Origin of the sequence: Streptomyces aidingensis, from assembly GCF_900112355.1 — a bacterium.
GTDB classification, from domain to species: domain Bacteria; phylum Actinomycetota; class Actinomycetes; order Streptomycetales; family Streptomycetaceae; genus Streptomyces; species Streptomyces aidingensis.
The window spans coordinates 255678-268901 of record NZ_FOLM01000007.1; the positions used below are offsets into that span (position 1 = coordinate 255678).

The window sequence follows — 13224 nt, forward strand, 5'->3', positions numbered from 1 at the left end:
CGCGCGGGAGCAACCACCGATCCGCGGACAGCGCCGGCGGCGGGACTGTCCTGCGCTGGGTTCCTCGCCGAGTTGCTGATGGCCAAGTGCGAGGACCGCGGCCGCCGCCGGGCCGAACGCCGTATCCGCGGAGACCGCTTCCCCCGGGAGAAGTCCCTGCGCGATTTCGACTGCACCGCCAACCCTCACGTTGACCCGGCCGTCATCCACACCTCGCCACCTGTGACCGGATCGCCAAGGGCTGCCCGCTGTGTCTGATCGGGGGCTCCGGTACCGGCAGATCCGACCTGCTGATCGCCCTGGGCACTCAGGCGGCCATGGCCGGCTGCTGCGTCCGCTGCACCACCGCCGCGGCCCTGGTGAACGAGCCGGCCGAAGCCGCCGACGACCGCACCAGAGCGAACACGAACAACCCGAGGAAGTAACCGAAAGAGCCGTCCACGCTGAATACAACAGCCCGCACCAAGGACGCCCGGGACCTCAGTCAGCGTCCTCACCCAGCGCACGCGTCAAGCGCACCTCCTCCTGCTGATATCCCAACGCTCCATGGAACCGGCGCGCAGTCGTATTGGCCGCACCGGTCTGCAACGTCACATAACGCAGCCCTCTGCACCGGGCCCAGTCCTCCGCCACCGTCATCAACCGCCGCCCCACCCCCTGACGGCTTGCATCGGAAGCGACGGCGAGCTCGCCGACATACCCATCCACCACACCAGTGAAGTGGCGCTGCTCCTCCACCGCCACCACCCCCACGACCACGGCGCCACGAACCGCGACAAAAACCGCCGCCTTCCCCTCGGCAACCGCAGCCAGCGAATCAGCCGGCCATGCCCTGGCAGCCCGGACCACCGCCCAACGATCCCGCCACGCCGCCGCCCCTTCAGCAAGCCTCGGCGCCAGCGCCATGATTCCGTCCGTGTCCCCCTCCACCGCCGTACGCACTTCCACTGTGTCATCGATCATGCCGCCGGAGCATGACAGACCACAGGCCGGGGAAAAAGCCCTGCTCAACGGGTGTGCGCGAACCAGAACCAGCTGGAAACGATGTCCAACAGCCAGCATCAGCCCAGGCTAGACCACTCCTGAGCAGGCTTAACGGCACCGGGGACGCGAGTACCCGTTGAAGCGGTCCGGGATCGCCGGCCGGCTGCCGGCGGTACGGCGACGGCGATCGCCGCAACCGGCCGCACCGGACGGCCATCCGTTCGCGCCGCGACGCCGGCTCGCATGGTGCGCGGCGCTGTCGGCTCGGGATGTTCCGACGGCCCCTTGGCACCGGGGCGAAACTTTCGCCGCCACCGGGCCGGCAGGACCACATGCGCCTTCGCTTCCGCACCGGAGCTCATCCACACCCGCTGTCAACTGCGAAGACAGCGAACGGTATCACGACTAAGTTTCGGAAACATTGCGCAACTATTGACAACTCCCCTACCACAGAAGACTGTGGTGACGCTCCCCGGCCGAGCGCCGCAGGCGTGAGGCCGGTCCCCCCGTCGCCCTCGTCGCTCAGCGCCCGAGGCACGTCAGGCGTGTCTCCCGGCAATCGACGGGGCCATTCACGAGGAGGAAACACTCGTTATGAGCGAAACCCCCCACAAGTCCGGCTTAAGCCAGGTGAGCCGCAGAAGGTTCGTCCTCGGCGGCGCCGGGGCCATGGCGGCAGCGGCCGGTTCCGGGCTGCTGCTGCCCGGCACTGCGCGCGCCGACCAGGTCATCACGAGCAACTCCACCGGCACGTACAACGGGTACTACTACTCCTTCTGGACCGACAGCCCCGGCACGGTCACCATGACGCTGGGCGCCGCCGGGCAGTACAGCAGCCAGTGGAACAACACCAACAACTGGGTCGGCGGCCTGGGCTGGGCCAACGGCAGCCGCCGGACCGTGACCTACTCCGGCACGTTCAACCCGGGCAGCAACGGCTACCTCGCCCTGTACGGGTGGACCTCCAACCCGCTGGTCGAGTACTACATCGTGGAGAACCACGGCCCGTACAACCCCGGTTCGGCCGGCCAGCAACGCGGCACGGTCACCGACGACGGCGGCACGTACACCCTCTACGAGTCCACGCGCACCAACGCGCCGTCGGTGGAAGGCACCAGGACCTTCCAGCAGTACTGGAGCGTCCGCCAGAGCAAGCGGAGCAGCGGCACCATCAACACCGGCCGCCACTTCGACGCCTGGCAGGCGGCCGGGATGCCGCTGGGAGCCTTCAGCTACTACATGATCATGGCATCGGAGGGCTACCAGAGCAGCGGCAGCTCCAACATCTCCATCGGCGGCGGAGGAACCTCGGGCGGCGGGACCACCGCGGTCGGCGGAAGCACCGCGGTCGGCGGAAGCACCACGACCGGCGGAAGCACCACGGGCGGCGGGGGCACGGGCTCCTGCAGCGCCACGTACCGCACCACCAACTCGTGGAACAGCGGCTTCAACGGCGAGGTGACCGTCACCGCGGGCGGCAGCGGCATCTCCAACTGGCAGGTGCCGCTGACGCTGGCGAGCAACCAGACGATCGTCTCGCTCTGGAACGGCAGCATGAGCAGGAGCGGGAACGTGGTGACCGTGACCGCGGCGAGCTACAACCGCACGCTGAGCGCCGGCCAGTCGACGGCATTCGGCTTCACCGTGAGCGGCCCGCCCAGCCCGAGCCCCTCCGTGGGCAGCTGCACCGCGAGCTGACCCGCGCCATCGCCGCCTGCCTCCTCTCCCCGCCTCGGCGCGGTGCCTCCCCGGCACCGCGCCGTCGCGCGTCCCGGGACCCGGAGGTCCGGGTTGGTCCGGAAGGCGCTGAACGGCCCGTTCGGTGCGCGCCCGCGCCGGGGCCGGTCTGTCCGGCCGGGCCGGTGGTGCCGCACGCCCCTGCTGCCGGAGTTGCGGGGAAGGCCGGAGGTTTCGATGTCGAACGGGAGCTGTTTCGGGCGGAGTTCGTGCTTGCGTTCACCATCCGGTGTGACCGGTGGGAGCATGGGCCCGGCGTCGGCTGCCGGGAGGGGCGATGTACAGCGACATCGTGGGAAGTCCCCTGCAAGTGGATCTCCGGTACGTCCCGGCCGCCGGAGGGACGCCCCCGCCGTCGAGTCATCTGCTGGGAGGCGGGACGGGTTCGCTGCTGCGCGCGGCCCTCAAGAGCTATCTGGAGGAGGAACAGAAGGCGGCCTTCGACAGGATCCTGGACGAGCCGCTCGACCAGGTGTTCCATACCCTGTGGGCCGGGCAGCGGGAAGCGATTGCCCGGCGGATCGCGCAAGCGATCCGGGAGCAGGAGCCCAGCGCCTATGACATCGTCCCCACGCTTCCGGTCCGCGGAACGCTGCGGGCGCAGCTCCATGAGCACGGCACCTACTCCGAGGGATTTGCGGCCGTCGTGCCCGCGGGGTCGGCCGCCACGCAATTGTCGCTGGTCTACGACGTGCCCCGGGTGCGGGTCTCGTTCGAGGCCGCCGTGCCCGTGCTGCCGGATCCGGGCATGGAGCTGACCTTCGATGTGCGGCTCGGTCTGTATCTGGCCGTGCCCGGCGAAACGCGGTACGGGATCCAGGCGCTGGCGAATGTGCATCTGCGGAACACCGATCTCGGCAGCGGCAGCCTCTACAGCGGGTTGGTGACGGGCCTGCGGAATGTGTACCTGGCGGCCATGCAGCGGCCGTTCGTGCCGCCCGGGGAGCAGATCACTCCCGTTCCGCTTGCGGACCTGGCCGGGCTGGGGGACCAGCTGGGGTTCCTTTCCCAGGCCTTCGGCATGGCGAGCCGCCTGGGCTTCCGGGAGCTCACCGTGGGCATCGAGGCCGAGGGCGGTCCCGACGCCTCCGTGCGGTTCACTCTCACCCACCCCTTCGACCCGGCTCCCGACCTCAGACACACCGCTCCGTCGCGGGACGTCTTCGTGCCGCTCACCCGCTGGGCCACCGACAGCACCCGAGTACCGGCGGGCGGGCAGATCACGTTCAGCGGGACCGGGTTCACCGTCCGGCCCATCGACGAGATCCATCTCACCTGGAACGACACCACCTCCGGTCGAGTGGCCCAGACCGAGGTGCAGTGGGGACCGGCCGGCCCGGGCGGCACACACCCGGTGAGCCCGGACACCGCCAGGCTCTCCAGAGAGCCGTATGACGGCGTAGGGTTCCGTCCCACGGGGCTGGCGGCGGACACCGCATACGCCTTCCGGATCCGCCACCACGACATGCCGGGCCTGGTCGCCACCGCCTGGAGCCCCTGGGTGGTCGCACGGACCGGGGTTTCGGACGTGGTGCAGATCGTGCTGGACGACCCGGCCCGCACAGTGGTCGCCGAGACGGCGGTGGAGAGCTCCGGGAACTTCAGCGGCACGCTCACCGTCCCCGTCGGCCTCCCGCCCGGCCCCTATGCGCTGTGGGCGACCATGTCCGGCTCCCGGATCGCCATGGCGGACCGGCCGATCGAGGTGCTGCCCGCGCAGGCCGCCGCACCACCGTCCATCGTGGTCTACAGCAGCGCGGGCGTGCCCTTCCGGCCCGGCCTGGACCGGTTCACCCACGGCAGGGCCTTCGACGTCCGCGGGGCCAACTTCCGGCCCGGGCCGGTGGAACTCTTCGCCGACGAGCCCGGCGGAACCCCCTTCGCCACCGCGCAGGCCGATGCCCTGGGGAGCTGGCAGCTCCGGCCGGTATGGCGCAGCGGCGTCGGCTACCACACGGTGGTCGCCGTGCAGGGAGACCTCCGGGCCACCAGCGTGGAGCTGAACTTCGCACCCCGGCCACACTGACCAGCGCCCCCGGTGGACGTCACACCAGCCGGCCCGTCGCGCAGGGCGCACCGGTCAACAGCACCGACGGAGCGCCCCCGGCCCCCGCCCAGGACGCCGGGGACGGGACGGCGCTGCCGCCGGGCCGGGCCTCATGCCTCGTGCTCGGCACGGGGTGCGTCGTCCCCGGAGGTGTCCTGGGCGCCGGGCGGGCGGCCGGTGCTCACCGGGGTGGATCCGACGGTGCGGCCGGGCGAGGTGGTCGACCTGCTCGGGCCGAACGGCAGCGGCAAGTCCAGCCTGCCGCGCTGCGTCTGCCGGCGTCTCCGGCCGGACCGCGGCCGGATGCTGCTCGACGGCAGCGATGTGTGGCGGACCGCCCCCCGGGAGGTGGCGCGGACGGCGGCGGCGCTGGCCCAGGACGTGCCGCCGGACCTGGAGAACACCGTCCGCCAGGTGGTGGAGCTGGTCCGGATCGCGCTGGACCTGGGCGTGACGGTGCCGGCCGCGCTGCACGACCTCCAGTTCGCCTCGGCGGTGTGCGACCGGCTGGTGGTGCTGCGGCAGGGCGTCCTCGTGCTGGACGGCCCCGGCACGGAGGTGGTGACCGAGAAGCCGCTGTCCGAGGTCTACGGGGTGGCGGCACGGGTGACACCCGGGCCGGACGGGCTGCCCCGGGTGAGCCTGGTGCTGGAGCAGCCCCCCTCCCGGCGCGGTCTTCGCACCTGAACCGGTCTCCGTCAGGCCTGCGCGGGGAGGGGAGCCGCGCCGTCCTGCGGGCGGTGGCAGCGGGGGCAGACGCCGCTGAGCTCAACGGTGTGCTCGACGGTGGCGTAACCGGCCTCCCGCGCGACCCGCTCGGCCCAGCGCTCCACGGCCTCGGCCTCCACCGGCCGGCTGCGCCCGCAGGAGCGGCAGATCAGGTAGTGACGGTGGCCCTCGGCCGGCCGTCGCCGGTACAGGCGTCCGCCGTCGCCGTCCCCGATCACATCGACGCCGCCCGCCGCCTCCAGTTCGTGCAGAGCCCGGTAGACGGTGGTCAGGCCGACCCGCCGCCCGTCGGAGGTCAGCAGCGCGTGCAGGACCTGCGCGGAGACGAAGTCCTGACACCGCGCGAGAGCCTCCTGGACCGCGGCCCGCTGCGGGGTGGGACGGGTGCTCAGGGCCTTCACCCCCTCGGTGGTCGGCGTACCTGCTGCCCGCCGCAGACGACGTGAAAATGAAATTCATGGTACTGAAGGTTGGCCCCGAACCGCCACCAGGACGTCCAGCGGCGTGATGCGCTCCGCACCGGCCCCCGCCGCCGGAAAGCGCGCCCCCGGGCGACATCGCCGGCTGGACACCGCGGTCCGGTCGTGGAGGCGGCGAGCGCCCCCGCCATTCGGTACGACACCGGCGCCTCGGGGCGTAAGTACGCGCATGTGAGGGAAAGGTGTCATACGGCGGGCCGCGGGCCGAAGCGTCGGCCGGGCCCGGCATGCCGGGCCCGGAGGACTCGGGGGACAGGAATGGGCAGGCCGTTGCATCTGGAACCCGCGCTGGGCGACCGGCTGCTTTCCCTGCTGCGCACCCCCGGCCTCCTGCACCTGCTCACCGGCGCGCTGGGATCGCCGCTCAATGTGCTGGTGCCGGACCAGATCGCCGAGAATCTGGCCCGGTTCCGGTCCGTCTACCGCAGGCACCGCCTGTCCGGCCAGATCTTCCTCGCCCACAAGGCCAACCGCTCCAGCGCCCTGCTGCGTCGGCTCGCCGCGACGGATGCGGGCGTCGACGTCGCCTCCCTGGGCGAACTGCGGCACGCCCTGGGAGCCGGCTTCGGACCGGACCGGATCATGGCCACCGGGCCCAAGAACCCCGAGTTCCTGTGGCTGGCCGCCCGTGCCGGGGTGACCGTGGGCGTCGACTCCGCCGGCGAACTCGACCGGCTTGCCGCCCTGGTGGGCAGGCACTCCCTGGCCCGGGCCCGGGTCCTGTTACGGCTGTCGGGATTCGAGGCGCCGGGCGTGCGGGTGCTCAGCCGGCGCAGCCGCTTCGGCTCACCCGTGCGGGACCTGGACACGCTGCTGGAGCGGCTGGAACAGCACGCGGGCGCGGTGGAACTGACGGGCGTGGCCTACCACCTGGACACCACCAGCCTCAGTGAGAAGGCGACCGCTCTGGAGAGCTGCCTGACGGCGCTGGAGACGTGCCGCAGCCGGGGGCTGCGGCCCCGCGCCCTGGACATCGGCGGCGGCTTCGGCGTCAGCTACCTCGCCGACCGGCGGCAGTGGGAGGAGTACACGACGCAGCTCACCGAAGCCGTACTGGGCAGGCGCCCGCCGCTGGCCTGGCAGGGGCACGGCTACGGGCTGCGCAACGAGGCCGGGACGCTGCGCGGCACGCTCGGGCTCTACCCGGCCCACCGCCCGGTCGCCGGGGAGCGGTATCTGGACGAACTGCTGGCCCGGCCCGCCGCTTCGTTCGGTGGCCGCCCGCTGGCCGCCCTGCTGCTGGAGCACCTCTACGACCTGTACATCGAGCCGGGGCGCGCCCTGGTGGACCAGTGCGGGATCACCCTGGCGAAGGTGCTGGAAGTACGGCAGGCCGGCGCGGACGGCGCGGCAGCGGTACGGCTGGCGATGAAGGCCGACGACATGGCGCTCGAAAAGCACGGGGTGCTGATGGATCCCGTCGTCGTCCCCCGGGACGGCTCCGGGCCGCGGGATGCCGCCGGGCCCGTAGCCGTCCATCTCTTCGGCAGCCTCTGCCTGGAGAGCGACCTGGTCACCCGGCGGACGGTCTTCCTCCCGTGCCGGCCGGAGCCGGGCGATCTGCTGGCCTTCGCCAACACCGCGGGCTACGCCATGGACTTCCACGCCGGCCGGGCACAGCACCAGCCCGTCGCCCGCAAGGTCGCCGCCTGGCAGGACGGCGGCACCTGGCGCTGGTGCCTCGACGAGGAGTACTGGCCGACCATGTCCGCGGAGGGACCCCAGTGAGATACGACAGCATCACCGAGGCCATCGGAAACACCCCCCTGGTCCGCATCGACCCGGCCGTCACCGGGCTGGCGCACATCGACCTGTTCGCCAAACTGGAGATGCTCAACCCCTTCGGCTCGGTCAAGGACCGGACCGCCTGGCACATGGCCCGTCCCCATCTCACCGACGCCGTCGCCCACGGCAGCCGGATCGTCGAACTCTCCAGCGGCAACACGGCCAAGGCCCTGGCCGTCATCGCCGGGATGCACGGCCTGTCCTTCAAGAGCGTCACCAACCGCATGCGGGTGCCGGAGATCAAGGACCTGCTTCTGCTGCTGGGCGCGGAGATCGAGGAGCTGCCGGGGCAGAGCGAATGCCTCGACCCGACCGCGACCGACGACCCGCTGACCCTTTTCCACCGGGCCCTCGCCGAGTCGGGCAGCGAGTATCTGCACACCGATCAGTACTTCAACCCCCGCAACACCGAGGCCCATCTCAACGGCACCGGTCCGGAAATCGTCAAGGACCTGGACGGCCGCGCCCCGGACTGGTTCATCGCCTGTGTCGGCACCGCCGGCACCTCCGCCGGCGTGGCCCGGGTGCTGCGGGAACACGACCCGGGGGTCCGGGTCGTCGGGCTGGTGGGCGCCAAGTCGGATTTCATCCCCGGCATCCGCACCATCGACGAGGTCCAGGAGGTGGGCCTGTTCGACCCGGAGACCTACGACTCCATGGCGTCGGTCAGTGCCGACGAGGCCATCGAGGGCATGCTCACCCTGATCCGCCGCTGCGGGATACTGGCCGGGCCGACCGGCGGCGGGGCCTATTCCGGGGCGGTCCGGCATCTGCGCGAGGCCGATGCGCGGCTCACCGAACGCCGCACGGCCGTCTTCGTCGTCTGCGACCGCGTCGAGAGCTACCTGTCCTACGTCAAGCAGCGGCGGCCCGACCTGCTGGGCCGCCCCCGCCGGAAGCACTCCCCGGCCGACGTGACCGCGGCCGAGGCGCTCAGCGCCCCCGCGGTCGGGGTGGCGCAGGCCCGCCGGTGGATCGCCGCCGAGGGGCCGCTCGTGGTCGATCTGCGCAGCCCGTTCGCCTATGCCGCACTGCACATCGACGGGTCGGTCAACATCGTCGACGAACTGTTCGAGGAGCTGCTGCGGGGCGGCCTGCCCTTCAGCCGCAGCCGTCCGGTGCTGCTGGCCTGCCCGGTGGGCGAGAAGTCCGCCCGCTACGCGGCGCTGCTGAGGCGGATGGGGCATCCGGATGTGCGCAGCCTCGCCGGGGGCATCGTCGCCTGGCGGGACGCGGGCGCGCCCCTGGTGCGGGACTGACCCGGCCGTCGCCCCGGCACTGGAGAACGGCATGCCCTTCCCGGAACATCTGCGGTCCTGGCAGCGCGCACTGCGCGCCCAGTTCCCGATCATCACGGACCATCCCGGACTCGCCTATCTGGACAGCGCGGCCACCGCCCAGAAGCCGCGGGCCGTGCTGGACGCCGTCCGCTCCTACCTCGTCACCGCCAACGCCAACGCCGGCCGCGGCACCTACCCCTGGGCCAACCGGACCACGGAACTGGTGGAGGGGGCCCGGGAGCGGGTCAAGGAGTTCCTGGCCGACCCGGCCCCACAGCGCTCGGGCGTGCACTTCACCAGCGGCACCACCGAAGGGCTGCGCACGATCGCCCGCGACTGGCTGACCTCGTACCTCGCCGACGGGGACGAGATCGTCGTCCCCCTGGCCGATCACCGGGCGAACATCGCCCCCTGGCTGGAGGCACAGGCGCTGCTGGCCGCCCGGGGGGTACGCGTTCAGGTCCGCCCGATGCCGTACCAGTCCGGTTCGCACGACTACGACCACGCCCGGCTGGCCCGGCTGGCGGGGCCGCGGACCCGGTTCGTCGCGACCACGCACGTGCACCATGTCTACGGCGGGAACATGAACGTGCACCGTATCCGGCAGGTGGTCGGACCGGAGGCGGTCATCTGCCTCGACGCGGCCCAGAGCGTGGGCCATCTGCCGGTCTCCGTGGCGGAGCCGGACGTGGACTTCGTCGTCTTCTCCGGGCACAAGGCCATGGCCCTGCCGGGGACGGGAGCGGTGTGGGCCCGGCAGGAGCGCGGACCCGCCTTCGCGCCCGGCGGGTGGCAGGGCACCCCCAACACCGCCGGTATCGCCTCGCTGACCGCCGCGCTGGACTGGCTGGAGGCGGCCGGGACCGAGCGCATCGAGCGCTGGACGGTGGCCCTGGCCGCCCGGCTCACCGACGGCCTGCGCCACTTCGACGCCTACGAGATCCTCGGCTGCCCGCTCAGCCTGGCCGCCGGCTCGCCCGTCCAGCAGCGCCGGGGCATCGTGACCTTCCGGCACCGGGACATCGACTCGGGCGATCTCGGCTTCATTCTCTTCAGCCACGGCTTCATGGTCCGCTCCGACAGCCACTGCCAGGGCGACGAGGGTGAGCGTTCCGGCTCGGTGCGGGTCAGCCTGCATGTGTACAACACCCCGGAGGAGATCGACCGGTTGCTGGCGGTCCTCGCCGCTCTCCGGTGATACGGCCGTCGGGCAGCAAGGACACAGCCGCTGCCGCCCTCCCCCACGCGAATGGGAACCGTTTTCAACTGTAGGCTGCCCGGTGTCCCTGGAGCGGATTCGACAGACAAGGCGGCAGGACCGGATGGGGTTGCGCGTGGCAACGGCCGAGGCGTGGGTGGAGCGCTGGGAGCGTCAGCAGCAGCGGTACGCCGTCGGCCGGGAGGAGCGGTTCGCGGTGATCGCCGATGTGGTGGAGCACATCACCGCGGGCCGGGCGGCCAGACCGTATGTGGTCGATCTGGGCTGCGGCCCCGGTTCACTGGCGGCACGGCTGGCCCGCCGGCTGCCGGACGCGGAGATCGTGGGCGTGGACATGGACCCCCTGCTGCTGGAACTGGCCCGCACCCGCCATGGCTCCGCGGCCCGCTATGTCGAGGCGGTGGTGGGAGCGAGCGGCTGGGTTCGCGCCCTGGGTCTGGACCGGCCGCTGGACGCCGCCGTCTCCACCACCGCGCTGCACTACCTCGCCCCGGACGTGCTGCGCCGCACGTACCGGGAGCTCGCCGCCCTGCTGCGGCCCGGCGGCGTCCTGGTCAACGGCGACCATCTTCCCCCGGAGGGCGGCCCGGGCATCGCCGGGATCGCCGACCACATCGCCCGCCGCCGGGCGGAACGGCAGCAGGCGTTCGCCCACGAGGACTGGGAGTCCTGGTGGGCGGCCGTGGCCGGCGATCCGGAGCTGGCGGAACTGCTCGCCGAACGCCATCGCCGGCGGTCCGCGCGGGGTTCGGGGGCGGGCGGCGATCCCCGGCTGACCCTCTCCGTGCATGTGCGCATGCTGCGGCAGGCCGGGTTCACGCACGCCGCGCCCGTCTGGCAGTACGGCACCAGCTACGTCGTCGTGGCGACCCGGTAGCCGCCGGCCCGGCCGGCGGGGCGGGCCCGGCTCTCCGGTGGCGCACGGGGGGTGCGCCCGCTCAATACATGCGTGAATTGCCATATGTTAATGTGGCGGCATACGGCCCCGGCCCATGAGCCGCGGGCGACCGCAGAGCCCACCAGGAGCGCTCCATGACCACCGCCACCGAGCACCGCCCCCATGAAGGCCACCCGCACACGCACGGCGCGGGCTGCGGACACGTCGCCGTCCCGCACGGCGACCACACCGACTACGCGCACGACGGCCACCTCCACAGGGTCCACGAGGACCACGTCGACGAGTGCCTGAGCTCCGGACACACCGCGCACGAAGACCACGACCACGAGCACGGCGAGAACTGCGGACATGTCGCCGTGCCGCACGAGGACCACGTGGACTACGCGCACGACGGCCACCGGCACGCCGCGCACGACGGCCACTGGGACGACCACTGATCCGCGGCCGCCGCCGTCGCCGCACGCCAGTACCGAAAACCATTGTCATTTGCTAACGTGCGCATATGGCGATGACTTCTTCCCCGGCGGTCCCCGCGGACGAACCGATACGCGCCCTGGAGGCCGCCAGTGAGCTGCTCAAGGCGCTGGCGTCCCCCGTCCGCCTCGGCATCGTGCGCGAACTCGCCGAGGGCGAGAAGTACGTCCACGAACTGGTCACCGCCCTGGGCGTGAGCCAGCCACTGGTCTCGCAGCATCTGAGGGTGCTGCGCAACTCCCGGATCGTGACCACCCGTCGCCAGGCCCGCGAAATCCGGTACCGCCTCACCGACGACCACATCGCCCACATCGTGCTGGACGCCATCCGGCACGCACAGGAGTAGCCCGGCGCCCGCCGCCGGAGCTGACCGGGCTCACGCCCGCATCGTCTGCATCGCGGACGCCCGCCCCCGATGGCCGTCAGTCGCCCGTCCGCGGCACGGCCTTCGTCAGCGCCTGCACGGCGCGGCCGGTGTCGGCCGTGCCGGACCAGCGGCCGAGGGTGAGGCGGAAGGCGGCGAGCGCCTGCTGCTTGCCGATGCCCATGGCGAGCAGGACGTCGGAGGGGCGGTGGCCGCCGGAATGGCAGGCGGAGGCGGTGGACGCGGCGAGGCCGGGCGCCGCCGCGAGGACGTCGGCGGCGATCACTCCGGCGATGCTGAGGTTCAGGGTGTTGGGCAGCCGGTGCTCCGGGTGTCCGTTGAGTGTGATCCGGCCGGGGAAGGCCCGGGCCAGCCCGTCGTGGAGGGCGTCGCGCAGTGCGGCAAGCCGCGCCGGCTCGGTCCCGAGCAGACCGGCCGCCTTGACGGCCGCCGCGCCGAGGCCGACGAGCGCGGGTACATTCTCGGTGCCGGCGCGGCGGTGGCTCTCCTGTCCGCCGCCGCACAGCAGGGGTTCCAGGGCCAGCCGCTCCGGCGCGTAGAGGGCGGCGGCGCCCTTGGGGCCGTAGCACTTGTGTCCGGTGACGGTGAGCAGATCCGCGCCCAGGGCGGTGACATCGACCGGGATCCTGCCGATGGTCTGGGAGGCGTCGGTGTGCAGCAGCGCGCCCGCCTGGTGGGCGATGGCGGCGAGTTCGGCGACCGGCTGGAGGGTGCCGGTCTCCCCGTTGGCGTGCTGGACGGAGACCAGGGCCGTGCGGTCGGTGACGGCCGCGCGGAGGTCTTCCGGGCCGACGCGGCCGTGCCTGTCCACGGGAAGCCGGGTGACCCGGACGCCGTGCAGTCTCTCCAGCGCCCGGCAGGTCTCCAGGACGGAAGGGTGCTCGGTGGTCTGGGTGACCAGGTGGTCGCGGCCCTGGCGCAGCGCGGGGAGCAGGGTGCCGCGCAGCGCGAGGGTGTTGGCCTCCGATCCGCTGCCGGTGAAGACGATGTCCGCCGGCCCGGCGCCGATCAGCCCGGCGACCTGGTCGCGGGCGGTGGCGACGGCCGCCGCGGCCAGGCGGCCGTAGGGGTGGCCGCTGGAGGGGTTGCCGAAGTGGGCCGTCAGGTACGGCAGCATGGCCTCCGCCACCTCCGGATCGACCGGGGTGGTGGCGTTGTAGTCGAGGTAGGCGGGCCCCTCCCGCAGTCGTTCGGCCAGGGATGTGAT

The 13224-nt window shown here is 72.2% G+C and carries 12 protein-coding genes and 1 pseudogene; 10 read left to right on the top strand and 3 right to left on the bottom strand.

The genetic code is table 11. The features are described 5' to 3' along the window. Positions 1-48: 48 nt before the first annotated feature. Positions 49-407, top strand: a pseudogene (locus tag BM242_RS15035) (ATP-binding protein); the annotation flags it as partial. Positions 408-480: 73 nt separating this feature from the next. Here BM242_RS15035 and BM242_RS15040 read toward each other — a convergent pair. Beyond that, a complete protein-coding gene (locus BM242_RS15040; protein ID WP_175541427.1) occupies positions 481-963 on the bottom strand; it encodes a GNAT family N-acetyltransferase in 483 nt (160 codons plus the stop codon). Positions 964-1578: 615 nt separating this feature from the next. Here BM242_RS15040 and BM242_RS15045 point away from each other — a divergent pair. The 3 genes from BM242_RS15045 to BM242_RS15055 all read left to right on the top strand — a co-directional run bounded on the left by BM242_RS15045 (position 1579) and on the right by BM242_RS15055 (position 5455). Next, positions 1579-2682 (top strand): glycoside hydrolase family 11 protein, encoded by a 1104-nt coding sequence (locus tag BM242_RS15045; RefSeq protein WP_093839322.1) that lies wholly within the window; start codon positions 1579-1581, stop codon positions 2680-2682. 316 nt (positions 2683-2998) lie between these two features. Continuing rightward, positions 2999-4747, top strand: coding sequence for a fibronectin type III domain-containing protein (locus tag BM242_RS15050; RefSeq protein WP_093839323.1), 1749 nt, complete (start codon positions 2999-3001; stop codon positions 4745-4747). A 171-nt stretch (positions 4748-4918) separates the two neighbouring features. Continuing rightward, positions 4919-5455 carry an ATP-binding cassette domain-containing protein gene (locus BM242_RS15055; RefSeq protein ID WP_093839324.1) on the top strand — a complete coding sequence of 179 codons (537 nt, stop codon included), beginning with the start codon at positions 4919-4921 and terminating at the stop codon, positions 5453-5455. A gap of 11 nt (positions 5456-5466) precedes the next feature. On the opposite strand, the gene BM242_RS15060 is transcribed toward BM242_RS15055, so the two are convergent. After that, positions 5467-5898, bottom strand: a complete 432-nt coding sequence (locus tag BM242_RS15060; protein WP_425443858.1) for a Fur family transcriptional regulator — start codon at positions 5896-5898, stop codon at positions 5467-5469. Positions 5899-6234: 336 nt separating this feature from the next. Here BM242_RS15060 and BM242_RS15065 point away from each other — a divergent pair, with 336 nt between their 5' ends. The 6 genes from BM242_RS15065 to BM242_RS15090 all read left to right on the top strand — a co-directional run bounded on the left by BM242_RS15065 (position 6235) and on the right by BM242_RS15090 (position 11978). Beyond that, positions 6235-7704 (top strand): Y4yA family PLP-dependent enzyme, encoded by a 1470-nt coding sequence (locus BM242_RS15065; RefSeq protein WP_093839325.1) that lies wholly within the window; start codon positions 6235-6237, stop codon positions 7702-7704. Beyond that, complete coding sequence (locus BM242_RS15070) at positions 7701-9020, top strand: pyridoxal-phosphate dependent enzyme (RefSeq protein ID WP_093839326.1); 1320 nt, start codon at positions 7701-7703, stop codon at positions 9018-9020. The genes BM242_RS15065 and BM242_RS15070 overlap by 4 nt, the downstream gene beginning before the upstream one ends. Positions 9021-9051: 31 nt before the next feature. Beyond that, the gene (locus tag BM242_RS15075; protein WP_093839327.1) at positions 9052-10239 is read left to right on the top strand and encodes an aminotransferase class V-fold PLP-dependent enzyme; all 1188 of its coding nucleotides are present in this window, start codon (positions 9052-9054) and stop codon (positions 10237-10239) included. Between the two features lie 124 nt (positions 10240-10363). Further along, positions 10364-11137 (top strand): class I SAM-dependent methyltransferase, encoded by a 774-nt coding sequence (locus BM242_RS15080; RefSeq protein WP_093839328.1) that lies wholly within the window; start codon positions 10364-10366, stop codon positions 11135-11137. A gap of 155 nt (positions 11138-11292) precedes the next feature. Beyond that, complete coding sequence (locus tag BM242_RS15085; RefSeq protein WP_093839329.1) at positions 11293-11595, top strand: hypothetical protein; 303 nt, start codon at positions 11293-11295, stop codon at positions 11593-11595. A 65-nt stretch (positions 11596-11660) separates the two neighbouring features. Continuing rightward, positions 11661-11978 (top strand): ArsR/SmtB family transcription factor, encoded by a 318-nt coding sequence (locus tag BM242_RS15090; RefSeq protein WP_245834094.1) that lies wholly within the window; start codon positions 11661-11663, stop codon positions 11976-11978. Between the two features lie 76 nt (positions 11979-12054). Here the strand turns inward: BM242_RS15090 and BM242_RS15095 are convergent, their stop codons facing one another. Beyond that, the gene (locus tag BM242_RS15095) at positions 12055-13224 is read right to left on the bottom strand and encodes a cysteine desulfurase family protein (protein ID WP_342746972.1); all 1170 of its coding nucleotides are present in this window, start codon (positions 13222-13224) and stop codon (positions 12055-12057) included.

Bases quoted from the DNA above. Each gene is read 5' to 3' on its own strand.
- BM242_RS15050 (WP_093839323.1), top strand. From the start codon at position 2,999: ATGTACAGCGACATCGTGGGAAGTCCCCTGCAAGTGGATCTCCGGTAC.
- BM242_RS15040 (WP_175541427.1), bottom strand. From the start codon at position 963: ATGATCGATGACACAGTGGAAGTGCGTACGGCGGTGGAGGGGGACACG.
- BM242_RS15080 (WP_093839328.1), top strand. From the start codon at position 10,364: ATGGGGTTGCGCGTGGCAACGGCCGAGGCGTGGGTGGAGCGCTGGGAG.
- BM242_RS15045 (WP_093839322.1), top strand. From the start codon at position 1,579: ATGAGCGAAACCCCCCACAAGTCCGGCTTAAGCCAGGTGAGCCGCAGA.
- BM242_RS15085 (WP_093839329.1), top strand. From the start codon at position 11,293: ATGACCACCGCCACCGAGCACCGCCCCCATGAAGGCCACCCGCACACG.
- BM242_RS15065 (WP_093839325.1), top strand. From the start codon at position 6,235: ATGGGCAGGCCGTTGCATCTGGAACCCGCGCTGGGCGACCGGCTGCTT.
- BM242_RS15090 (WP_245834094.1), top strand. From the start codon at position 11,661: ATGGCGATGACTTCTTCCCCGGCGGTCCCCGCGGACGAACCGATACGC.
- BM242_RS15075 (WP_093839327.1), top strand. From the start codon at position 9,052: ATGCCCTTCCCGGAACATCTGCGGTCCTGGCAGCGCGCACTGCGCGCC.